The organism is Alteromonas sp. 5E99-2 (genome assembly GCF_017368475.1).
In the GTDB taxonomy this organism is placed as follows: Bacteria; Pseudomonadota; Gammaproteobacteria; order Enterobacterales; family Alteromonadaceae; genus Alteromonas_F.
In genome coordinates, this window is record NZ_JAFNJE010000006.1 from 78,188 (window position 1) to 101,295 (window position 23,108).

Sequence of the window (23,108 nt, forward strand, 5' to 3'; positions counted from 1 at the left end):
TTCCAACAAAATATACACATACCTAATAGAGTTAGCCAGTTTTCCGCTTTAATCTCTGCTTAAAACAATGCGCCCCGCATGTATAACCCCTCTTTTAATACTAGGCTGAGGTCGCAAACGAAACAAATCGCCATTCTTGCCAACAAAGGTTTTTCGTATTCCTTGAGACTTTGCAATATCGGCATGGGCTTCCATATGCCTATGTTCACCATGAGTAGGAATAACCATTTCAGGTTGCAGCCATTGATAAAGCTGAACAAGTTCATCGCGATTGGGATGACCGCTGGCATGAATCGGCAGATTGTGTGTTTCAACTTGTATGGTTTTCACCTTCCTTGCATTGAACTGACTCACTATTTTTTCAATGGCTTTTTCATTACCCGGAATAATGATACTGCTAAAAATAACCACGTCTTGTTCATCTAATGTCAGTAAACGGTGTGAATCTGCAGCTAATCGTCCTAACGCAGCCCGCGGCTCTCCTTGAGATCCGGTAGCAACCAACAGCACTTCATGTGCGGGTAAATACCCAACATGCTGAGGGTTTACTAGTTCTACATCATCAGGCCAATACCCTGTCAACCTAGCTGCACTGACCATGGTGTCCATTGAACGCCCCAATACACACAAATATCGACCGGTTTCCTGCGCAATTTTGGCCAAGCTAATAATACGGGCTATATTGCTTGCAAAACAGCCGACAATAACTCGCCCTTGCTGATGTCGAATGGTCTCTCGTAATCCGTGATAACAGGTACTTTCTGAACAAGACTGCCCAGGTTTTGTCGCGTTAGTTGAATCCCCTACAACGGCTAGCAGTTCCGATTCTTCATTAATAGATTTGATTTTTTTTATGTTAAAACTTTTCCCTAACCCCGGAGACATGTCTATTTTCCAATCAGCTGTATGAAAAACCGTTCCTAAAGGCGTCCTAATAATTAACCCACTGGGCTCGGGCACTGAATGAGTCATAGTAATCCATGAAATATCAAAACACCCTACAGTGTGATCGGAATCAGTGGGAATGATATGAACCGGTGCTTTTCCTTCCAATCCTCGTTCAGCTAATTTTCGGCGCATGATTTCAGCGGTAAAGGGAGTCGCATAAATTGGCGCTTGTAAACGGGGCCACAGATCAGCTATAGCACCCACATGATCTTCATGAGCATGAGTTATACAAATACCTACCAAGGTATCTTTTCGCTCTACAATAAATTTGGGATCAGCGCAAACAATGGGGTGATGTGATGTTTGCGCAGTTTCGCTTTGGTATTCAGGAACAAGAGGTTCATCAAATGAGACTCCACAATCAACCATTAGCCATTGATCGTCGTGCCCATATAAATTGAGGTTCATTCCTATTTCACCGGTCCCTCCTAAAGGAACAAACCAAAGGTCTTTGCGTCCAGGTTGCAAATTATCTATCGTACAATCTCCATTTCATTAATTAGGTTCACTGCACCGTCTACGTGTTCCATCACCCATAACATATAGCGGGTATCAACATGAATGGTACGTGTTGTTTTAGGATCAAAATCCCAATCTGAATTAACACTTTCAAATGTGCCGTCAAACAACAAGCCAATAAGCTCTGCATTGCTATTTAACGTTGCAGAACCACTGTTACCGCCTGTTGAATCAAGGTCGGTTAAAAAGTTAACAGGAACCGTTTTTAGTAAAGGGTCGGCATAACTGCCATAGTCTTTATCGGCAATTAAACTCAATTGCTTTTTAGGAGAGTTAAAAGGTGCGTTACCCGTATCTTTTTCTACAATTCCTTCGACCCGAGTAAAAGGTTCATAAATTAACCCGTCTTTCGGTGAACCACCTAAAATTTTACCATAGGTAACCCGTAACGTGCTGTTTGCGTCTGGATAGGCTATTTTACCTTGGGATGCTTGCCATGCGATGATGGCCTTCATGTATTCAGGCTCTAGCTCTAATGACTTTCCTTCGAGCGTTTCTAGTTCGTCTTCAATTTGTTTGTCTGTTGCGTATAAAGCAACCGCCATTTTAATAAAGGGGTCATTACTATCTTCAAGCTCTTTCTTAGATGCTTTTAATAATGCCAAACGTTGATCTACATCGGTTAATCTAGTTTTGACGTAAAAGTCATCTAATCTATCGCCTAACGTAAGTGACGATGAGCCGATTTTTAGTAGCGCATTGTCAAATGCATCAACTTTTTCAGAGTCAGGCCGTGACATATACAAATTGATAAAGGACAACCATACCGCTTTATCAACATCAGCATCGAAACGACGGTCTAGTCTTAGCATTTGTTGTTGTAAACGATCGAGATCTCGTGATTGAAAACCGAAATCTCTTTCTGCATCTGGTTTTTCTTGTTCAATTGCATTTTTATATAAGGTTATTGCCGTTGACAATAACGCTGAACGTTTTGCATTTTGATACCAAAACTGCTGGCGACTTACACTTGCGCGCTGTTCTAAAAGCAGATCTAATTCAGCAATGGCGGCTTTCATAGACGTTCGAGTAGAAGAGCCATTTAACCACTGAGTAAGCGCTGCTTCTCGTTCTAACCTGCGGTTTTCCAAGCCAACTCGCTTAGCGCCGGCAAGTTGCCCTTCAGTATTTTTAAGAAAGTTATTTAGTCCCGCTAGACTCGCTTCGTATTTCACTCTAGCATCGCTACCTTTAGGTGCTGTTTTTTCTATCAATTCAATCCATGAAGAAACCATATCCACATAGGTCGGATACAACCAACTAAAAACATATTCAACCGACGTAGAACGGGTGTATCGACTGGTTGAACCAGGATAGCCAGCAGCCATCACAAAATCACCTTCAACTAGTGGTTTAGCAGAGACTTTTAAATGGTGAGGTGGAGTAAAAGGTACATTATCTTTACTGTACTCCGCTGATTTTCCATCTTTACTCACATAAGCGCGATAAAACGCGAAATCTCCGGTATGTCTTGGCCATATCCAGTTATCGATGTCACCACCATATTTACCTACTGAATCAGCGGGTGAATAAGCTATACGTACATCTTTAATTTCTAACTGTTTAATTAACTTATATTCAAGACCAGAAAAAAACGAAGGCACGCGACAACGATGGCCTTCATCCTGCTCACATTGGGCAATAATGGCTTTTTGATTCGCTTCAATAACATCGTATCTCGCTTTACCCGTTAACCCTTCAGCGCCGTTCAAAACCTCAGCGGTTACGTCTGAAAAATCAGTGGTAACTAATATATGCGTACCCGGAGCTGCAGGTAACTCTGCTTGTTGATTTTTTGCAAGAAAACCATTTTCTAAATAATTGTTGTCAGCAGTACTGTTAAATTGTACGGAACCTCTTGCGCAGTGATGGTTAGTAACGACAAGGCCCTGTTCGGAAACAAAAGATGCAGAACACCCTTGCAGGTCTACAACCGCTCCCATGGGGAATGATGTCAAAGAAGACAATGACTCTGGAGAAATTTTTAGTCCAGTGGCTTGAAGATCACTACTAATAATAGGCAATTGTTCTGGAGTAAACATACCTTCTTTAGCAAAAAGAGATGGTGACACCGCCAGTAATACGAGGCTAGTCCCTACTATTTTTTTTATCATTTTAGCGGTTCCGTCGTGAATAGTTTATTTTAGTTATTTAGTGCTTCTTCAAACTCGGTGGGCAAAAGCACAATACCATTCTCTTGTAATTCCGATGGATTTACCATGATCGTAAGATCATCTTCGGTTAATCCCTTTGTCCACTTTTCTTGCCATGTTTTAAGTGAAATTGAAATGGCTTCGCAATGGGACCAGTCTTCATTAGCCCACGCAGAAGCATCGGCTTTAGAGCACCAAACCGGCACACCATCTTCGTCTTCAGTGGTTAACATGACACAACCGTGCTCGTCTTTTAAAATCCACAATTCATTCGCATTTTTTATTTCATCAATTATTGCTTGCGTGTCTTTATCTAACATATTTATCTCTATAATAGGGCTGAGTATGATCAACTTGCGGTTTTTGACGAATGAGCCACAGCGTGATTTAGCTGAGCTAACTCGTCTTGAGTGAGGTGTCGCCATTGACCTAGTTTTAGGCCTTGCAGTGTTAAGTGCATAATGCGCTTTCGAACAAGTGTGGTAACTTCATAATCCAAAAATTCACACATTCTTCTAATTTGTCGGTTTAAACCTTGGGTCAGTGTAATATCAAAACAGCGTTGGCTAATTTGCTTCACTTCACAAGGCTTGGTTACTGTGCCTAGAATTGGAATACCTGAAGACATTTTCTTAACAAACCTGTCGGAAATAGGTCTATCAACAGTAACTCGATAGACTTTTTCATGGGCATTTTCTGCACGAAGAATTTTATTTACAATGTCACCATCACTGGTCAGCAAAATTAAGCCCTGAGACGGCTTATCTAATCGACCAATAGGGAAAATACGCTTCTTAAAGCCAACTGCTTGTATAATATTATCTTTAACTTTTCGCTCGGTTGTACAGGTAATCCCTGTCGGTTTGTTATAAAGAATATAAACCCGATCACTTTTGTCTTTTTTAACAGCTTCGATTACCTTGCCATCAACACTGACACTATCAGATTCTATTACTTTAGTACCTAATTCTGGCGTTTTGCCATTCAGTAACACCCGTCCTGCATTTATTAAGGCATCTGCTTCTCTGCGCGAACAGAAACCTGAATCACTGATGTATTTATTCAGGCGTTTACCTTCTACTGCCATATTACCTTTACCTTGTGTCTAGCGAGCATGCCACTGTTTATTCAGCATAGAATACATAGCAATGTCGTGAAAATCATCGTTCCAATAGGTTTTTCCTCGCATTACTCCATCAAGAGCAAAACCGAGTTTCTTTACAAGCTGAGCAGACGGTTTATTTTGCGGCAAAATTAGAGCTTCAACCCGATTCACATAAAAATAAAACGATTTCGCAAAAATGAAATCCAATATGGCCGAAACCGCTTCAGATGCATAGCCTTTGCCCCAAAACTGAGGAGCCAACTCATAACCTACTACAGCACAGTGATCATACGGGTTCCACGTATTAAAACCACAACTTCCGATTAATTCCCCTGTTTGTTTATCTCGTATTGCCCAACGTATCCCAGTGTCGCTTTCAAACCTGAGATAAAAATAGTCAATTAAGCCTTCCGCTTCGCTGATATCTTTGAATATTTGCACGTCGTAATTTTTAATCACTCTTGGGTCAGAGAATATAGCAAATACGTCCTTCGCATCTTTCATTGTCAAAGGATCAAGTAATAACCTAGAGGTCGTTAATTTGGGAAACTCGCGATTTTCATTATTTTGCATTGACTGAAGCTTTTTATTGGACCATTAACTAAAAATACCTGACTACAGCAGAAATACAAAATAAGTTTTAATTACAATAGCTTTTCAAGTAAAAAGCCGTCTCTCGTGCATAGTGTAAAGAGAAAAGTGATACAATAGACGTTCCATTTATTATTGAAGTGTTTAAGCATGGCAAAAACTGACGTAGACAAATTATTGTCTGAACATAAAAATTTGGTTCATTCGGAAAATTTAAAGGTCAGCAGCCATGTACAAAGAGAAGATGATGACTGGCTAATAAATACCATAATGATTGAAGGCTATGACGTGCCTTTTAAATTCCGCCGTAAAAAAACCTATCGAAACTTAAAAGGCGCAAGAGTTAACTTAACCTATTATCCAGTATCCGAAAACATTGCGGGAATGGAGTTCGAAACAATGAAAGTAGTTCGTATCAAAGTCGCTTAACATCCCCTATTCATTAACTTATTTTTTCTCTAGCTGATTTTGAATTTCGATGGTACGAAATCAGTTGAGATCCCAATAAGGACGCAATGCAATAACCTAAAAAGTAGTAAAACCCAGCCCCCACTGAAGACAGGGTCTGAGTGCTAATCAGCACATCCAATTTAAAGCCAAAGATACTAAAGGTTTGAGAGTTTGCAGTTTCACTATGCTGAGTGGACAATACAGCTAGAAATATGGCAACCACAAAGACATCGGCCATAGACCACTTGCCTATTGCGTTAACAATACCAATGGCCGTTTTTCGCACTCGACTATTCGATGAAAACGCCCCTAACGCCACCGCAGCTGATTTCAATAAAGGAATAACCACAGAAAATATAAAAATAAGGGCAGCAACCAGATAACGCTTGTCTGTCCATAGCTTTTCCACTGTACCCAAAATAGACAGCTCTTGAGAAACCAAAGCCGCATCAAACTGGGTTCCAGTGACATTAATCATCATATCCATATTCAAATTAAACATTGGAAGGATAATGCCAGGAACAAAAATACCTAAAGCCACCAAGCTAAAAAACAAACCTAAATAACGGTACATAACCCATTCAACCAGACAATTTATTTAATCAACAACTTGTATTGTATAGTAATAAAGGAGCACACTGCAAAATGCACATACTGTATAAAAAACCTGAACTTAATATAAATAAATCGTTTTTTGATATTGATATAGTATGTAGACAACTAACAAATAAAGGTTGAATATGAAAATTAAGCACGCGCTAGCTGCGCTATTGGGTTGCTTTGCGTTATCGAACGCCCATAGCCAACAAGCATTACCTATAAACGAAATTGTTATAGAAAAAGTTGTAGCCGAAACACAGGTTCAACCAGAAATTGCGAATAGTAACCATGTTGCTTGGGTTGGTGGATCCCAGTAGAGTATTGGGGGGCGGCATTTGCAAACGATCCCAACGTCACAGAAGCTGTAAAAAAAGAAATTCAAGATACCTTAAATGGCTATGCCATTTTAGGCGTGGTTCAAGCTGATGTGTCGTCGCTTGGTGCTATGAGCTTTTACTCAAAAAGTAAAATAAGCCAATCTTTCACGCTAAAGTATGAAAACGAAGACGGAAAAGTCATCGACGTCCCGCCATTAAAAAATGTCCCCAATAATGTCTCTTTGTTTTTACAGCAGCTTACTCCAATATTAGCGGCAGCTATGGGCAATATGGGGCAAAATTTCAATTTTATTGTCTATGACGATGTTGATGCAGACAATAAACGCTTACTCGATCCCTACAAGAAAGGGAAGCTGCTACTGAATTTCACCGCATCATTACCCGATTCAAGTACTACCATTAGTGCAAATGCTGTTATCGAAACACCGCTTGATTCATTCCACCGTGCTCGAATTTGTCCTAATGGCAAGCCCGCTCATGTTTCATGGCGTTTTTGCCCTTGGTCAGGAGAAGCGCTGAAGTAATCAGCGCTTTTTATGTTGAGCGTTAATCCAACGCTCAACATGTTCTTCCAATACACTTAAGGGTATGGCACCGTTTTCTAAAACCGTATCGTGAAATGCTCTCAAATCGAAATCAGTTCCAAGAGTGCGTTCGGCTCTGACTCTCAATTCTCTGATTTTTAGCTCACCCACTTTATAGGCTAATGCTTGTCCCGGCCAAGTAAGATAACGGTTTACTTCGGCATCTATGTTTGCCTCAGTTAATGCCGTATTTTCAAGCATATAGTTAACCGCTTTGGTTTTGCTCCACCCTTTTGCATGTATGCCCGTATCAACTACCAAACGTACTGCTCGCCACATTTCATAAGACAGTCTTCCCATTTGCTTTGCTGGCGTGTCATACAGCCCCATTTCAATACCCAAGCGTTCGGAATATAACCCCCAGCCTTCCACAAATGCGGTGAAAAAGGCGCCTTCCGCTCGAAATGGGTGAATATCCAACTCTTGCTGTAGAGCTATTTGATGATGATGGCCCGGCACCGCTTCATGTACACCTAATGCAGGCAATTCCCATAGCGGTCGTTGCTCTAATTCCGTGGTATTAATTCGGTAAATACCGGGTTGTCCTGTTTTAAGTGAGCCCGGTTCATAATAGGCTGTAGTATTGCCTGGTGCATTGGCCGCAGGTATAGGCTGCACAGTATAAGGCTGGCGGGGTAAACGCCCAAATAGAGTTGGCATAAAGCCGTCTATTTTCTTTGCCAACGCAGCTACATAAGTCACATATTCATCTGCATCAGTCATGTAATATTGAGGGGCTGTGCGCAAATGTTCAATAAACGATTCTCTACTCTTAAACCCAGCTGACAATGCAACGTCTTTCATCTCGGCTAATATGCGAGTGACTTCTTGTAAGCCTAGTTGATGTACATCATCAGGTGTCATATCCGTAGTCGTAAAACTCTTTACTCGGTATGCATAATAGGCTTGTCCGTTTTCAGTACTTCCAACACCGGGAACACCTTTACGACACTTAGGTTGGTATTCCTTGTTATAAAAATCTAAAAAGGTTTTAAAACTAGGTATAACCGACTTCTCTATAGCGCTTCTTGCTTGCTTTTGCAACGACTGCCATTGCGCTGATGTGAGCGAAATCGGCTTTTCCTTTGCAAAAGGCGTCCAAAAATCAGAGTCTTCTACGTTTTCGACTAACTCTCGAGAGAAACGAGTTTCAAAACCTTGCATTGGCTCGCAAGGTTGGGTTAACCCCAGTTCTATCGCTTTTCGACTTCGATTAATACCTTGTTCATTCAACGCACTATACGCGCTTAAACGATCGACATAGCTTTGGTAATCAGTAAAAGAAAAGAAAGGCGAGCGGTAAGGTAAAGAAATAAAATTCGAAAACCACCCTTCCCTATTGGTAAATAGCACATACCGGGTATGATCGAACCCAGCCCCATCAACATAATCACTAAAGTGCCTTTTTAGCACTGCATAATCCACTTGCAAATCAACAGGTAAATCATTGATGTCTATAGCATTAAGTTGATTTAAAAATTCGCCAGCCTGACTGACCAATGCGTTATAGTTTTGTAATGATAAATCTTCTAATAACCCGTTTCCTCGACTGTCGCCCAATGACGTAGCCAGTACAGGGTTCGTATCTAGTTCAGACTGCCATGCTTTTTCTCTTAATGCTTTATAAGCTTCAACGGTTCCCGCATTCGCAGAACCAATCAACATCAGACCTAAAGCAAGACTTAATCTAGCTATTTTCATTTAATCTATCTCTTTCAATTTCGCTGTTTTATTTTAATTCTTCTAAGTTAACTTGCAGCTTGCACTGTTATTTCAACTAATATATTAGGGTTTCCCATACTAGCTTGAATGCAAGTTCGCGCAGGAGGAACGCATTCACTGAGCCATTCATTCCACAATGCGTTGACGTGTGGAATGTACGCCGTGTCTTTTACTACCACAGACGCATATAGCATTTTACTTTTATCTGTTCCCGCTTCGCTAAGATGCTCATCGATTCGCGCTAGTACGCCTTTTGTTTGAGCTTCAATATCGCCTTTATGATTATTGTAATGCTCATCAACTTGCCCACATAAATAGACAACACCGTTGTATTTCACAATTCTACTGAGCTTTTCATTACTTCTTAAACGGGTAATCTGTGTCATTTTTACTACTCTTTTAAAGGTGACAAATAAGGAGCCAAATAAACGCTTACTTGGCTTTTGTCGGGATCATTTTTTTAACTATTTTAATGCCGCCAAATACGGCACTGCCGGCCAATATGCCAATAACAAGGGTTGTTAACAGAGGCAAAGTTAAAGAGGCTATTGAGTGTGCATGTTCTGCCCAGTGCTCCACCTGTTCATAAATAACATGAAGAAAGTGAATATCATGGGCTAAGATCCCACCGCCCACCAAAAACATAGCGGCAGTGCCGATAATAGATAGGCTTCGCATTAACAAAGGTGCAGATTTCAATATGACTCCGCCCAATTTACGCAAAACATCATTGCTGTTCTTTAGGCCTTTGTTATGTAAATACAGACCCAAATCGTCTAATTTTACAATTGCGGCAACCAGCCCATATACCCCAGCAGTGAAGGCAATAGACAACAATGACAACGTAAGCACTTGATTCAAAAAAGGCTCATCTTTTGCTGTGCCTAAAATAATAACGATGATTTCAGCTGATAAAACAAAGTCGGTGCGAATAGCGCCTTTTATTTTGTCTTTTTCAAACTGCTCTAAATCAACGTCACTGTCTGCTAGCTCTTTTTCTAAGTCGTTGTCTGAGACAGTGTTTTTATTGTCCTTGCTGTGAGTGAGCTTATGAAATACCTTTTCAAAACCTTCAAAACACAAATACAAGGCTCCTACAACCAACAAGGCGACAATTAACGGAGGGTACACCACCGAAATCAATAATGCAGAGGGGACTAATATCAACTTATTAAGAAAAGACCCTTTTGCAACAGCCCACACTACAGGTATTTCTCTTTGCGCTTTTACACCAGATACCTGTTCAGCATTTAATGCTAGATCATCACCTAAAACGCCCGCGGTCTTTTGCGCCGCAACTTTAGAAATAACCGCCACATCATCAAGTAATGTTGCTATATCATCGAGTAATGTAAGTAAACTTGTTGCCACAAATAGAGTCCTTCATTCTGTCTTGATTAAATAAACGTCATTGTGCGTTTTAACTAGAAACTAAACAACTTCACTTCAGTTTCTTTCTTCCAACGGTTTTTAGCCGCAATTTGGCTATTGCGTTTATTGGCTTCGAAATGCCAATTTTTACTTGCCAAATCACGAGTGGCTAATGGTTGAGACAACCACGCGTCTTTGGCTTCATCAGCACTAAATAAATACAATTTCTCTTCGTCTATAATATACAAAGAAGGATCACTTGGAATTGGCGCACCTTGTGACACTGAATGTGAGCAATAGCCCTCATATTGAGGTAAAAAACGCTCTGGTTCAGCAGCAAACTGTTGTTGGTTTTCCTGACTCACAAAGAGGTAACGCTTACCATTGAACACGGCTTGGTAACGCTCATTACCTTTAGCAATATTGCCACTCTCATCAAAGTAGGTAGTAACATCGAAACCTTGTAGCGCTAGAGGCATTAAACCCACTTGGTTGCTGCTAATATTGGTAGGCCATTGGCTTTTCGCCACTTTACTACTAAAAAAATACAGCTTACCTTGATCAACTGTGTAAATAGACGGATCGCCAGCTACAGGGCTTTGCGCCGTAGCAGAGTGAGCACAAGCACCACCGTATTGAGGCAAAAATCGCTCTGGGTGTGCAGAAAACAAGTTCATATTATCTTCATTAATAAACGTATAACGTTCACCCTTGTATTCTTTTTGATAGTCAGCCTTTCCTGCGACTGCTTTTTCATTGGTGAAATAACTAATGGGATCATAGCCATCTAATGCAATAGGCATAACGTCACTTTCATCTGCCCAAAGCAATGAAGACGCCACCCCGCTCAACAAAGCAAGAAAAGACAATAAAAATATAGCGGTAGGTCGAGATGGAATTCTAAGTGAGTGCATTATTCTTCTCAATATGAGCCTAATTAGTGAATAGGCTATTTATATGGAATTGAAGAATAAAGTAATATGACGAATGAATAAACCCTGCTTTGAATTTGTTTTACAACGAAAAAGGAGCCAGAAGGCCCCTTTTTTATATTCACTTGAAAACCTTACTCTTCAGTAAATCGCAATTGTATAGCGAAATTCAAACCTAGAGTGGGGTTAAACGCGCCTCCATCAGTAGACAAGAATGAGTTACCAAATGGACCATCTGTATCAACTGCAACAAGAGGTGGCAAGCCTGAAGCTCCTGTGGGCGCATTGTCATCAACTTCGACAATTAAGAATAAGTCAGTGTCAGGCGAACGGCTTAAATCATTCAACAAACGATTACTCAAACCTTCTGCACCATCTAAATAAAACGGTGTTTGATCTGCGTCTTGAGCGGCAACATTTTGCTTAGAGCGGTATGCAAATCCAGTGTTAATATTAGCAGTACCATCTTCAGACACAGTACCTGTCACCAAGGCAAAACGCTTAAACATAGGAACAACTGATGCGTCTAGCACATTTGTTTGTACTAAAGCCGTGGTCAAGGTTGCGCCATCTTCTAGCAAAGCAAGCACTTCGCTGTTGCTAAAGCGCGTCGCATATACAACATTTGATGGACCGATAGCAACACCTGAACCCACGAAATTAACAGTTTCAAAACTTGATAGAGCAACATCATCGTTAACGACAAAATCTAAATCGTTAAACGGTCTGTTAACCAAAGCTGGAACGAAACGTCCACGGCCTGGCTCAGTCTCAACTGCTAGTTCCTGAGAACTTTCACTTAAGAATTCTTCAGGAAAGGTTTGCTGTCCATATAAGAAACCAACATTTGCAGTAAGTGAAACACGGCTACCGTCAAATGGCGCTCCATCAAGAGCTTGTACCAAAATACGGTAGTTGTCGTTGCGAAGTGGAATTTCAAAGTCACCATCAACAGCACCTAGCGCTTCTGGAGCTAGAAGTAAATCGCCATTAGCGTCACCAAGAACAAGAGCTTTACCTGTGTTCGTTTCAACCATAACTTGTTCATTATTTCCATTCCCAGAAATAGCAAGTACGCTTGCGCCTAATACAGGCCCACCAGAAGAGTTAGTAACGCTTCCTGTTAGCACGGCATAAACTTTGTCAAAAGCCTGATCGCCTGGTTGTAATGCAGCAATACCTTCAGATTCAGAACCTTCTGGATAAGTAAACGAAGACCACGCAATATCATCTTCATGAAGAGTACGTGTGGCAGCCTCTGCTACACTGTCTCCCGTATCGATAAAGGGAAACATGGTAGAACCAGTACCATCTTGTGCAGAAATTACATTAATTCCGGCATGAGATAAACCGTGAGAATGTCCAAATTCATGAACTGCTATCGCTTGAATGTCAGCAGATGTGTCATCATCGGCCAGCGTAGACCACAGAACAGTTTCAGAAAACTGTACATCGTTGTCCATGATGGTCCCTGCGGCATAGAAGCCCGCAGGGAATTCAATATCTCCATCATTATCAATGTCAGTACACTCATTAATACCTTCAACTTCCGGATCAAACACATCACTATCGCCATCGCCATCGATGTCATCACCAACGACAAAGGTTGCATCCGCTTGCAGACTGGTTGAAGGTGACGAAGCTAATGCAGTAAAGTTGTCTGGCGTTTCAAAAGTAAGCTCATTAATGAAATCAAAACTACGGTTACCATTACCAATAGTCCGAGTCTCGGTGATATTCATATTGATATAAGATGTTGGAATTTCATTCCAAGAATCAAGCGCAGCTTGTAGCTGGTCTCGTGTATCATCAATACTAATTTCCGCTGCTGTACCAGCATTAGGTAATACAGTATCAAGGGTATAATTTACATTGGCGCAACGCGCATCCCAAAAAATAGGAACCACTTCTACATCTTCAAATCCTGGAATTGTACTTTGACCTGTGAAATTAGAGGTGTCTAAGTTTCCGCCCGCATTCGCTAGGGATGAAGCAACCAAACTTACCGCAAGCATACTTAATTTGAATTTATTCACTAACATCTTATAGCTCCCCTTCACTGTCTATACGTGTTTTCATTTCTTTCATAGACACAGCTTCACCATGAGTTAGCATCCCTTTTACCATTTCTTTATTGTCATTGGATTCAATGGTCAAAATACCTTGGTTAAAGCCAACAACTTGATACACACCATCGGTATCTGAATCAGATAAAAAGTACATGTTTTTTTGATTTACGAATGCTTGAGGAACACCAGCATAGGTTTCACCAACGCGAAAACCGTTTGACGAATACGAACCACCTGGCAATGCAATTGTAATAATGCCAGAAGCTTTACCTTTTAGCGCATCGGTGACTTGAACCGACACAAGTGTTTGAGTACCGTTTCCACTTGTATCAACTTTCGTACTCATCACTTCTCCAGCAACAATAACGCTAGAGGCTGTTGTTGCGTCGGCTAAATCAAATTCTTTATTAATTGTTGCATGTGCGGTAGAAAGCGTAAAAACGCCCGCCAAAGCTATGCCCAATAGATTGGGTTTTATTTTCATTATTATATTCTCCTGATTGGATTGTCGTTAGGTGCAAAAGCACGACATCAGAATAGGACGCTAAATTGATTAGAAGCAATAGAACTGCTGTATTTGTGATGAAATTAGAATGTATTTGTAATACTATAACATTGAATAAATTCAATAAGTTAAATGATAAATAATACTAAGTGAGCGTGCTCCCTCCCTTAAGTCAATCCTTTGTCTTGGCCCTATTAGGCCGCCCTCCAGTAACCTTATCCGCTCTTCCTTCTTCCACTGCTTTTTCTGCTCGGCGACGACGTACTTCTTTGGGGTCGGCTATTAATGGACGGTAAATTTCTATTCTGTCATTTTGCTTCAGCATAACAGAAGGACGAACGGTTTTATTCCAAATCCCTACTTTTGAGGTAGCGATATCAATTTCCGGGTGTAGTTGCAAAATTCCCGACAACACAATTGCATCGGTAACTGTGGTATTTTCTTCTACTGAAACTGCAAGTAAAGATTGAGATTTCGGTGTACCGTATACCACTTCAATATCTATCATTTTGGTCATGAGTACACCTCTTTGGCTCGTTGAGTAAAGGCATTAATCATAGAGCGGGTAATCGATTCAAACACCTTACCAAATGCGGCTTCAACTAACCTGCTTTCAAATTCAAATTGTAAATTCAATTCAATTTTACAAGCCTTTTCATCAAGGGCAATAAATGTCCAGCCGCCCTCAAGAGACTTAAACGGCCCGTTCACTAACGACATACCAATTCGGGTGTTTTTTTCTAATGTATTGCGGGTACTAAACCACTGGCTAATGCCGGCTTTTTTTATTAAAAGAGATGCTTGCATATGCGTATCAGATTGTTCGTCAATACGGCTGTCGGCACAACCTGGAAGAAAGTCGGCATAGCCGTCTACATCATTCACCAAGTTGTACATAGATTCAGCACTAAATGGGACCAGTGCAGTACGTTGAACATGTGCCATAAAAAATAAAGTGGGATCCACTGTTGAAAACACAATAGTTTAACACGACTTATAGGCTAAGGTTGAGGTATAATCAGTGATATGAAAAAGTCTAAAAACAAATCAAACACTAGTGGCACCATAGCTTTAAATAAAAAAGCACGCCACGATTACTACCTTGAAGACAAATTTGAAGCAGGTATGTCTTTGCAAGGATGGGAAATAAAAAGTATACGCGACGGTAAAGTAAACATTACTGACGCTTATATTATTTTGCAAAATGGCGAAGCCTATTTAGTTGGATGCCGTATAACACCGCTCACACAGGCATCAACCCATGTGATTTGCGAGCCTGAACGAGCCCGTAAATTATTACTTAGCCGTAGAGAGCTCGACCGCATGATTGGCGCACGAGATCAAAAAGGTTATTCCGTCGTTGCCACCGCCATGTACTGGAAAAAATGCTGGGTGAAATGTGAAATTCACCTAGCAAAAGGTAAACAATCTCACGACAAGCGCGACACAGTAAAAGACCGAGATTGGGCACGTCAAAAAGAACGAATGATGAAGCACAGTGCTTAAACGCGTTGAATTAAATAAAAATAGTATGTGTGACTAAGTTAGAGTCATGCTAAACTAACCCAATCTGGGGCTGATTAGGATTCGACAGGATCTTGGACGCTTTAGGTGCATGCAGAGGTGCGGCTGGCCTCTTAAAAAAGCCGCATTTAAATAGTCGCAAACGACGAAAACTACGCACTAGCCGCTTAATAACCGGTATAGGCCCTTCCACCTCAGTCTCTTTCTACTAGCGGGGATTCGGAAGGTCATCTAAGTAGGATAGCGAGGGAAACTTGTCTAAGGTTGAACCGCGAAACAGTATTAGGCCAGCCTCAAGGAAATCCTGTTTGTCGGAGTTCCAAGAGGTTAAATAAATGACAAACTAAGCATGTAGTACCGACGGTAGACATTTTCTGGACGCGGGTTCAAATCCCGCCAGCTCCACCACTTTGACATTCAAGGGCGTTCTTTACGCCCTTTTTTGTGTCTGCAATAACCATAAATAACTTGTAAAAATACGGCTTGATTTAATAGTTTGCTAATAAACAATACTTGCCCGTTAGAACTATTCACCTTCTCGCTCAGCCCTCGCTAACACTAAATATCTCCAATAAAACACAGGAATAAGCAACGTTGTAAAATACAGTATTGTTGAACGAGTGTGCTTTAGAAATTCTCCCCACTCTAGTGAATAAATATTTGCTTTCGCAATAACCCCTTGAGAAATAACCACTCCAGGAAATGCTATGGTATTGAGTACATTAATTATTTGGTAATGATATAAAAGAGCTAGACTTATTGCTTCAACAATAAAAGGGCTAAGTAAAACGAATGCCAATTCATGAAAACTTCGGCGTTTATTCACCAAGAATATACCCAGCAACAAGGGTAAAAGTAACATATTGGTACTTGGGCTAACGGTCAACCCAGTGCGCTGGTTTACGTTAACTTTCCTTTGCTCACCGGCTTCAGCAATAGCGGTGCGAGAAGAAAAAATACTATTACTTATCACCAGCGTATCGGTTGTTTGATTCAACCTTGTTTCACTCTGCCAATTAACATTACTGACCTGCACAAAAAGCGACGTAGGTAAGTAAAGCAAATGTTTAAAATAAGGTTGAAGAAAAACCGAACAAACTATAAATAACACAACAGCTACACTAGCGCACTTTGCGCCGTTAATAACATTGTTATTGCTGTTAACTTCATTTTGTTCTAGATGATGCCTACCAAGCAGATAAATACTTGAATGCGTTTTACTAATCCAGCGCCAATAACAAAACACCACCAGAATAAATAAACTAGCAGGAAAATAAATATCATGAATTACATTAAAGGTAGGAGGTGATGCATACACCCTTGCATAAAACAACAGACATAAACGCAAAAGATTCAAGGCTTCAACAACCACAAAGCCTATAACTATGGCTTTAAGCTTATTACCGACAGAAACCTTTTCTACCAATATTAAACTAACAACAGTTAGATACATAGGCAACGCCGAACAAGAAGGTACCACATTAATACCGTATTCAGCCGTACCCAAATAGATGCTATAGCGATTTAATATTATATCTGCATTAAAAAGGTGCACCACAGAAAAGGTAGACAAGGCTAACGTATGGCAAACAACATCAACAAACACTTCTGCTTGAGGGCTTTTTAGCAAGTAGAAAAACCCTAACAATAGAGGCAAGCAAAGAGAAAAACGAAAAATAGCGGGCAGCATTAAACGAGACATTGCTGTACACCTAGGCAAGTTAATTGATTTATAAGGCAGCAAAACGGCCACCTTATAATATTGCGATAAAACCCACTACTAGGTTAATTACCACTCAGTTAAACCCGTACTTGCACTAGCCCCAGCAGGTGCTGTGTAGGTAATGCAATATAGCGAACTACTCTCATTACATGAAGATACATTTCCACCGATATATATATTAATTTTTGCAGAAGCAATTCCTCTCTCCCCACTTTCTGAATTGCTAGCACTGTTCCAATTATTACAACTCGAAGTGTGAGAGCCAATCGAATCAGAAGCAGTCCAAATAAATCGCAGTGTCACACCGATGGAGTTCGTTAAGTCTACTGTATCCGCGTTAAGCAAAGCGGCAAAATTGGGGGCTATTTGTGTCGTCCCGTCTCGCCTAAAAATCACCTCATTAGTAGGAATGTTATATAAGCTTGGCATATCACGAATTTCATCTGCAGCACTAACAGAAATAAAGGCTCTAGTTGTGCTAGAGGCTACCGCAGGCTTATTAACATCATCATCACATAACTCATCAGCCCCTGCTCTGCCGCCAATATTGCCAGCAGTCGTTGTGCTAGGCACCCATAAGCGCACGTCGGCCAACACAGGAAGAGAGAAAGAGAAAATAATTACAGTCAGTAAACGCATCATCTACAAATCCTTTTTATGTAAGCATCTAAAGAAATTATAGATAATAAACTTGATCTTTCAAGAATCACGAATCATATCAAACACGGTTGTGTGACAACCCGAATTAGCTGATTGGTATTACGTAAGAGAGACATGTAGACAACCGCTCTAATTAATATCATCAATATCGTTCGTTCCAAGGGCAAAAGACAACTTAGCATCTTTTGAGACGTCAAACTCTAATCCCACTAATGCTCGGGTACCCGTGGCCCATCCACTTACATTGTTTTCATTGTCGCTATATTGACCATATACCTTACCAGCCCCTAGGCTGATAAATGGCCTTATGGTGTCGGAGAACCCACTATAGGCGAGTTTGTTGTCGAGCCACAGACCAATGTTTTCAATCTTTGCGTTATTAGCTGCGTCCTGACCTTCAATATCAAAACTATTGGAATATGCGTAGGATGCAGTGGCAGTAGCCGAGAATTCCCATACAGGTGTAAGCAAGGTTTCCCATCCAATCCCTAATTCGAATTTAGGAATGAAAGCATCATCAATTGATATATTTGACGGTGTGGCTAAGCCATTTTCATTAATAACGCCTAGACCAAGGCTAAAAAAAACCGGCTGCTGATCTTCAGCAATAGCCTGTGTGATAAACAAGCTTGTTACAGCCACAATTATTGTTCTATACATTCTAGTCTCCAGACGTATTGGTATTATGTTTTAAAATGTCGCCGGGCTCACACTCCAGTGCTTCACAAATGGCGTCTAATGTGGAAAACCTAATTGCTTTAGCTTTTCCGGTCTTTAAAATTGAAAGGTTTTGTGGGCTGACGCCCACCGAAGCTGATAAATCATTTAAGCGCATTTTTCGCTTTGCTAACATCACATCTAAATCAACAATAATCGCCATTAGATAACAAGCTCTTGTTCGTTTTTCAAACGCGCCGCTTCAGCCATAATTGAACCAATAACTAAAATTATGAAGCCTGTTGCTATTGCTTCAAAACTTTCGATGGTTATGCTAAACGATATCTCTCCATGTTCTAAAAAGCCCAGTAACTTAAGAATTAATATCAATGCGCTGGGGTAAATAAGTTGTACAAGGGGCCAAAGTAGAACACACAAACCTAGCCGTCTTATTTGAACAACCGAATTAAACGAAAAAATATGCCCTTCTTTGTATTGTTTAAAAAGTAAAAACAACATTCCGTAAATAGCTAACTGGTACAGTAATTGATGTGTGGTTAACCAAAACGCGGGACTCAGCCCGACTTCTTTTAATTGCCTTACTTCTGATTCAAATCCAGTAAAGTTAAACAAGAAGTTAAACTCTGTTTGGCCAGTATCGACAATAGTTCCATGATCTAACTGACTAAAAAAAACGAGGTAAGCCCAAATACCAATATGTACAAAAGACGCAATGACAAAAACAACACACAGAAACTGGCTAAGAGTAGAAATTTTTTTCATGAACTCATGGTTACTAAATAGAACACACAAACAATGTAATTAAAACAAACATGCTTATCAAGCATTATTTAATGATAAACATTAAATAATGCTCACCATTCCAACAAATCACAACCTAGATAACTGTATTTAAATCCAACTATTTGTTTAAAACCTTGTTATTTCATCTCAAAACAAAAGCCAAGCTCCACAGCCAATCAATACCATATCGTCTTACCTGTATATCTTGCGTCATGGTATTCTCTTAAGGTAAATAACTACTTATCATGATGACGGTAAGACAGAAATTAAAATACAGCAGAAGGCTTGTCTGACGAATGCTAAAGGCGAACGGTGAATAAAAGGGATAAACATAAGAAAGGCTATTTATTTCTTTTAGTCGCTATCTACCAATTCATTAACAATACCATTAACGCCAGCTCTAGTTGGACGGAAACTAATAGAGATGGTAGCCCAGAATTTCGTTTAATTGAGCCCTTTATTTGGGAATATTCCAGCGCCTTAAGTATTTTATTGTTGTTACCTTTTATGGTTGTGTTTTGGCGCAAAACTCCGCTGGATATAAGCAAAATAAAAACCCATCTGGTTAAGCATCTATTGGCGTCACTACTATTCTCCATCTTGCATGTTGCCATTATGGTTTGGCTTCGAGAATTGTCGTATTGGTTAATGAACAGCAATTACGATTTTGGACCAATAGCGAGGGAATTCATTTATGAATACCGTAAAGATGTGTGGGGATATGTTTTCTTTTTCTGTATGTATCAACTGTATGAATTTGTTTATAGCCGTCTAAAAGGTGAAGCAAACCTTATTAGCCAAGAAGTTGAACCCAACCAAGTACAGAAAGCCCCTGAGCATTTACTCGTCAAAAAACTCGACCGTGAATTTTTAGTAAAAGTGGTAGAAATAGAATGGATGGAAGCGGCAGGAAACTATGTCAACCTGCACAGTGGCGGTCGTATTTACCCCTTGCGTTCAACCTTAGCTGACTTGTGTGAGCGGGTGAAAGAAAGAGGATTTTGCCGTACCCATCGTTCCAACGCAGTCAATATTAATGCAATTGACCATATCAGTTACCTGCCTAGTGGCGATGGAGAAGTACACCTTAAAAGCGGCAAAGTGGTTAACTTGTCTCGCCGCTATAAAGAAGACTTTAAACAGCAGTTTGAGTAAAGCGGGCTATTTCAACACATAAGCTAAAAGGCACATTAGTAGACTGACTCCTAATGATGAGCATGTTTTTTTTCGATTGGCTGAGAACTAAAATTATGTAGGACAAACTGGTCTTTAGATAAGTCTAAAAAGATTGAACTCATTATATTATGTTCATTCGACACCCAGTTTTCGTGTTGGTGACTATTTAACGATATAGCCACCTGATTCACACCGTCCTTGAACCAACTTTGAGGTATATGGATATCTTTTCCATACAACCTTTGGCGTTTAGTTCCATTAACAAATACATGGGCATGGCCTTGAAGTAGGCCTTTATCAGAAACAAGAGATTGGGTGGCCAAATCAGGAGCATTCAACACATAGTTTGCAATTTCAACATGTATATTAACCCCATCTATTACATCTCTAAAAGCGGTTAACTCAATTTTAGGAATAGGCGTATCAGCTCCAATATCTCTGGATTTGTGTTGATGAATTTCAATGTTTGCAGCAAATAAAAATGGACTTAAAAACAATGAAATAAGATACACACATTTTACAATTTTCATACTTATGTCTTTATTTCTATGAGCTAGCGCATAAACATAAACTCACGCACTGCATCTACCAATAAATGGCACCATAAAATAATGGTGCCTCTTCTATTAACAGTAATGGCTAAGGCGGAGGTCCCATCATGGCACTATCACCAGTATCGCAAGAAGCAACTGCATTATCTTCTAACTCTCCCGCAAAACGTAAACCAATCACATAAGGAAACGCGGGGGAATAGGTGCCATCGCCATCGTCACTCAGCGTAATATGATAATGATAGCCTCGTTCATCGTCAGAATGTGCATTGTACTGGTCAAGGTATTCACCGCCTAAATCCGTTAAGTCGCTATTCCAATAATAATCATCGTAATAGTAACCATTGACTGCCACCAGCTCATTTTGCGAAAGCGTGGTAACTGTTTCATCAAAACCCGGCCCTGCGGTTGATGTTTCTGTCCCAAGAGACACATCATATTGGTCAACCATAGTGCAACTTCTTGCGCCATCATCGCAGCCAGTTTCTGAAGTCGAAGACGAATAATCACGAGTCGTCCAAGCACTTACAGCCAAAACGCCATCTGACTCCCAGGGACCATATATAGGGTAGCCATCGGCTGCATAGCCATATATTGGAGAATGAGCCGTACCGTCATCACCTAATAATGTCGCCAAACAACTAGTGTAAAAGTGGTGGTGATAATCACCATTTGCAGAGTGTCCACCGCAGATATCTACGTCGTATTGTTCTGCAACAGGTGCTAGATTTTGCCATGTGCCATCTTGAGCATAACTCATACCGTCACCCCAGTTGTAAATCGAGCTACCATTAACCATCAAACCAACTTTGCCTAAGCCGTTTTCACATACTTCTGTTGTTGGCGTAGGTTCAACAGGGAAATACACCTCTCTTTCATCCGCTTGTGGGCAAGCCGGGCCTTTTGGCCAATAGCCAAAACCACCAGTAGTATCGCAGTTATCTCCAGTACTAATGAAGCCGATATCATCACCAAACCCAACAACGTCACCTGCAACTGCCGTGGTCGCACCATCAATAAAATCAGAACTTGCTTTAGGACGAGCATTTAACGAATCAACCAAATCTTGAGTAATAGTCACGTCATATTCTGGAATACCTTGCGTCGAAACCACTGTATACGTTACACCATCAATAGTTTCTTCTGCGATTGATTGAACATCAACTAATATCCCCTCACCCGTACTGGCATCAGTGATATTCTCTGATACTGCATCCGTTTCGTTAATGATCCAGATATTACTAGTAGACGTGTCGGATGCGACTTCCACAATAATAGACACCGAATCCGTTACAACGGCATTAATGCCGTCATCCACTGAAATTTCAAATACTAGGGTTTCGTCTTCGCTGTCTGTTGGTACGGTAAAAGTAGTACTCTCAGATGTAGAGTCACTTAAAACTACATCAGTGCCAGCCGTTTGTATCCAAACAACAGTATAATTTGTATTGTTATCAGAAACGCTAGCGGTCAATGTAACCAATGTACCAGGTTCAACTGTTTGGTCTGCTCCAGCGTCTACAGCTAATGCTGAAGCTTCAGTATCTTGAGCATTAACGGAAATTGTCACACTATCGGTGACAACAGCGTTAACCCCATCGTCTACAGATACTTCAAACACTAAATCTTCTGCTACATCATTGTTTGGCGCAGTAAAGACAGGTGAAGCCAATGTACTATCACTTAAGGTTACACCTGTACCAGATAGCTGGACCCAACTAATAGCATGGCTAGTATCATCGTCTGTAATTGTTACCGCTAAAGTAACGGTTGAACCAGCATCTACAGTTTGATCTGAGCCTGCATCGATTGAAGGCGAAACATTCTCCTCAACCTCCTCAACTACGATCTCACTATCGTCATCGTCTGCTGAACCAGACCCACAAGCCTCTAGCATCAAACACAAAATCATCAAAAAAAACAATTTCGTGAACAAAGATATTGGGTTGTTCATTTTTCAACTCCCTTGGCACACTTTAAAACATTAGTATAGCTAACTTTAAAGTAATCAAATGTGGAAAACCTGCGCAATTTTTCCTATCGAAATAGCCAATATCTACCGAAGATTTCAATTCAAAAACCACCAATCCAAATTATCGATTAAATCAATCTACTTTAATCATTTT

26 protein-coding genes and 1 other RNA gene are annotated in these 23,108 nt (G+C 40.4%); 6 read left to right on the forward strand and 21 right to left on the reverse strand.

Annotation, left to right across the window (positions count from 1 at the left end):
• Positions 1–48: 48 nt before the first annotated feature.
• From J3L16_RS08085 to J3L16_RS08105, 5 genes are all read right to left on the reverse strand, one after another.
• Complete coding sequence (locus J3L16_RS08085) at positions 49–1,356, reverse strand: ribonuclease J (RefSeq protein ID WP_207612457.1); 1,308 nt, start codon at positions 1,354–1,356, stop codon at positions 49–51.
• Positions 1,357–1,421: 65 nt separating this feature from the next.
• The gene (locus tag J3L16_RS08090) at positions 1,422–3,581 is read right to left on the reverse strand and encodes a S46 family peptidase (protein WP_207612459.1); all 2,160 of its coding nucleotides are present in this window, start codon (positions 3,579–3,581) and stop codon (positions 1,422–1,424) included.
• Positions 3,582–3,610: 29 nt separating this feature from the next.
• A complete protein-coding gene (locus tag J3L16_RS08095) occupies positions 3,611–3,940 on the reverse strand; it encodes a DUF2750 domain-containing protein (protein ID WP_207612461.1) in 330 nt (109 codons plus the stop codon).
• Positions 3,941–3,969: 29 nt separating this feature from the next.
• Positions 3,970–4,707 carry a 23S rRNA pseudouridine(2604) synthase RluF gene (gene rluF / locus J3L16_RS08100; protein WP_207612467.1) on the reverse strand — a complete coding sequence of 246 codons (738 nt, stop codon included), beginning with the start codon at positions 4,705–4,707 and terminating at the stop codon, positions 3,970–3,972.
• Between the two features lie 18 nt (positions 4,708–4,725).
• Positions 4,726–5,298 carry a GNAT family N-acetyltransferase gene (locus J3L16_RS08105; protein WP_207612469.1) on the reverse strand — a complete coding sequence of 191 codons (573 nt, stop codon included), beginning with the start codon at positions 5,296–5,298 and terminating at the stop codon, positions 4,726–4,728.
• 168 nt (positions 5,299–5,466) lie between these two features.
• On the opposite strand from J3L16_RS08105, the gene J3L16_RS08110 reads away from it, so the two are divergent.
• Positions 5,467–5,745 (forward strand): hypothetical protein, encoded by a 279-nt coding sequence (locus J3L16_RS08110; protein ID WP_207612470.1) that lies wholly within the window; start codon positions 5,467–5,469, stop codon positions 5,743–5,745.
• A 13-nt stretch (positions 5,746–5,758) separates the two neighbouring features.
• Here the strand turns inward: J3L16_RS08110 and J3L16_RS08115 are convergent, their stop codons facing one another.
• Positions 5,759–6,340, reverse strand: coding sequence for a paraquat-inducible protein A (locus tag J3L16_RS08115; RefSeq protein WP_207612471.1), 582 nt, complete (start codon positions 6,338–6,340; stop codon positions 5,759–5,761).
• 166 nt (positions 6,341–6,506) lie between these two features.
• On the opposite strand from J3L16_RS08115, the gene J3L16_RS08120 reads away from it, so the two are divergent.
• Together J3L16_RS08120 and J3L16_RS08125 are read left to right on the forward strand one after the other, a co-directional pair.
• Positions 6,507–6,683 (forward strand): hypothetical protein, encoded by a 177-nt coding sequence (locus tag J3L16_RS08120; protein WP_207612472.1) that lies wholly within the window; start codon positions 6,507–6,509, stop codon positions 6,681–6,683.
• Complete coding sequence (locus J3L16_RS08125) at positions 6,662–7,228, forward strand: hypothetical protein (RefSeq protein WP_207612473.1); 567 nt, start codon at positions 6,662–6,664, stop codon at positions 7,226–7,228. Before J3L16_RS08120 ends, J3L16_RS08125 begins: the two co-directional genes overlap by 22 nt.
• Here J3L16_RS08125 and J3L16_RS08130 read toward each other — a convergent pair whose 3' ends face one another.
• From J3L16_RS08130 to J3L16_RS08165, 8 genes are all read right to left on the reverse strand, one after another.
• Entirely contained in the window at positions 7,229–8,989 is a 1,761-nt protein-coding gene (locus tag J3L16_RS08130; RefSeq protein WP_207612474.1) for a DUF885 domain-containing protein, read from the reverse strand.
• A 47-nt stretch (positions 8,990–9,036) separates the two neighbouring features.
• Entirely contained in the window at positions 9,037–9,396 is a 360-nt protein-coding gene (locus J3L16_RS08135) for a RidA family protein (protein ID WP_207612475.1), read from the reverse strand.
• A 46-nt stretch (positions 9,397–9,442) separates the two neighbouring features.
• Positions 9,443–10,381, reverse strand: a complete 939-nt coding sequence (locus J3L16_RS08140; protein WP_207612476.1) for a DUF808 domain-containing protein — start codon at positions 10,379–10,381, stop codon at positions 9,443–9,445.
• Positions 10,382–10,434: 53 nt separating this feature from the next.
• Positions 10,435–11,295 carry a YHS domain-containing (seleno)protein gene (locus tag J3L16_RS08145; RefSeq protein WP_207612477.1) on the reverse strand — a complete coding sequence of 287 codons (861 nt, stop codon included), beginning with the start codon at positions 11,293–11,295 and terminating at the stop codon, positions 10,435–10,437.
• 152 nt (positions 11,296–11,447) lie between these two features.
• Positions 11,448–13,355: a matrixin family metalloprotease gene (locus tag J3L16_RS08150; protein WP_207612478.1), complete on the reverse strand. Its 1,908-nt coding sequence runs from the start codon at positions 13,353–13,355 to the stop codon at positions 11,448–11,450.
• 1 nt (position 13,356) lies between these two features.
• A complete protein-coding gene (locus J3L16_RS08155; RefSeq protein ID WP_207612479.1) occupies positions 13,357–13,866 on the reverse strand; it encodes a hypothetical protein in 510 nt (169 codons plus the stop codon).
• Between the two features lie 193 nt (positions 13,867–14,059).
• Positions 14,060–14,404 carry an RnfH family protein gene (locus J3L16_RS08160; protein ID WP_207612480.1) on the reverse strand — a complete coding sequence of 115 codons (345 nt, stop codon included), beginning with the start codon at positions 14,402–14,404 and terminating at the stop codon, positions 14,060–14,062.
• A complete protein-coding gene (locus J3L16_RS08165) occupies positions 14,401–14,832 on the reverse strand; it encodes a type II toxin-antitoxin system RatA family toxin (protein WP_207612481.1) in 432 nt (143 codons plus the stop codon). The genes J3L16_RS08160 and J3L16_RS08165 overlap by 4 nt, the downstream gene beginning before the upstream one ends.
• An 81-nt stretch (positions 14,833–14,913) precedes the next feature.
• On the opposite strand from J3L16_RS08165, the gene smpB reads away from it, so the two are divergent.
• Together smpB and ssrA are read left to right on the forward strand one after the other, a co-directional pair.
• A complete protein-coding gene (smpB, locus tag J3L16_RS08170; RefSeq protein ID WP_207612482.1) occupies positions 14,914–15,393 on the forward strand; it encodes an SsrA-binding protein SmpB in 480 nt (159 codons plus the stop codon).
• 66 nt (positions 15,394–15,459) lie between these two features.
• Positions 15,460–15,819, forward strand: a transfer-messenger RNA (tmRNA) gene (ssrA, locus tag J3L16_RS08175).
• A gap of 118 nt (positions 15,820–15,937) precedes the next feature.
• Here ssrA and J3L16_RS08180 read toward each other — a convergent pair.
• The 5 genes from J3L16_RS08180 to J3L16_RS08200 form a co-directional block, all read right to left on the reverse strand.
• Complete coding sequence (locus tag J3L16_RS08180; protein ID WP_207612483.1) at positions 15,938–17,113, reverse strand: hypothetical protein; 1,176 nt, start codon at positions 17,111–17,113, stop codon at positions 15,938–15,940.
• 87 nt (positions 17,114–17,200) lie between these two features.
• Entirely contained in the window at positions 17,201–17,776 is a 576-nt protein-coding gene (locus tag J3L16_RS08185; protein WP_207612484.1) for a DUF1554 domain-containing protein, read from the reverse strand.
• A 147-nt stretch (positions 17,777–17,923) separates the two neighbouring features.
• Positions 17,924–18,454 (reverse strand): outer membrane beta-barrel protein, encoded by a 531-nt coding sequence (locus J3L16_RS08190; protein ID WP_207612485.1) that lies wholly within the window; start codon positions 18,452–18,454, stop codon positions 17,924–17,926.
• A 1-nt stretch (position 18,455) separates the two neighbouring features.
• Positions 18,456–18,674, reverse strand: a complete 219-nt coding sequence (locus J3L16_RS08195; RefSeq protein ID WP_207612486.1) for a helix-turn-helix transcriptional regulator — start codon at positions 18,672–18,674, stop codon at positions 18,456–18,458.
• The gene (locus J3L16_RS08200) at positions 18,674–19,234 is read right to left on the reverse strand and encodes a DUF2975 domain-containing protein (protein WP_207612487.1); all 561 of its coding nucleotides are present in this window, start codon (positions 19,232–19,234) and stop codon (positions 18,674–18,676) included. Before J3L16_RS08200 ends, J3L16_RS08195 begins: the two co-directional genes overlap by 1 nt.
• Positions 19,235–19,567: 333 nt before the next feature.
• Between J3L16_RS08200 and J3L16_RS16535 the strand changes: the two genes are divergently transcribed.
• The gene (locus J3L16_RS16535) at positions 19,568–20,410 is read left to right on the forward strand and encodes a LytTR family DNA-binding domain-containing protein (RefSeq protein ID WP_207612488.1); all 843 of its coding nucleotides are present in this window, start codon (positions 19,568–19,570) and stop codon (positions 20,408–20,410) included.
• 50 nt (positions 20,411–20,460) lie between these two features.
• Here the strand turns inward: J3L16_RS16535 and J3L16_RS08210 are convergent, their stop codons facing one another.
• On the reverse strand, positions 20,461–20,961 hold the full coding sequence (locus J3L16_RS08210; protein WP_207612489.1) for a hypothetical protein: 501 nt from the start codon (positions 20,959–20,961) through the stop codon (positions 20,461–20,463).
• A 109-nt stretch (positions 20,962–21,070) separates the two neighbouring features.
• The gene (locus J3L16_RS08215) at positions 21,071–22,936 is read right to left on the reverse strand and encodes a YHYH protein (protein ID WP_242698749.1); all 1,866 of its coding nucleotides are present in this window, start codon (positions 22,934–22,936) and stop codon (positions 21,071–21,073) included.
• Positions 22,937–23,108: the final 172 nt, after the last annotated feature.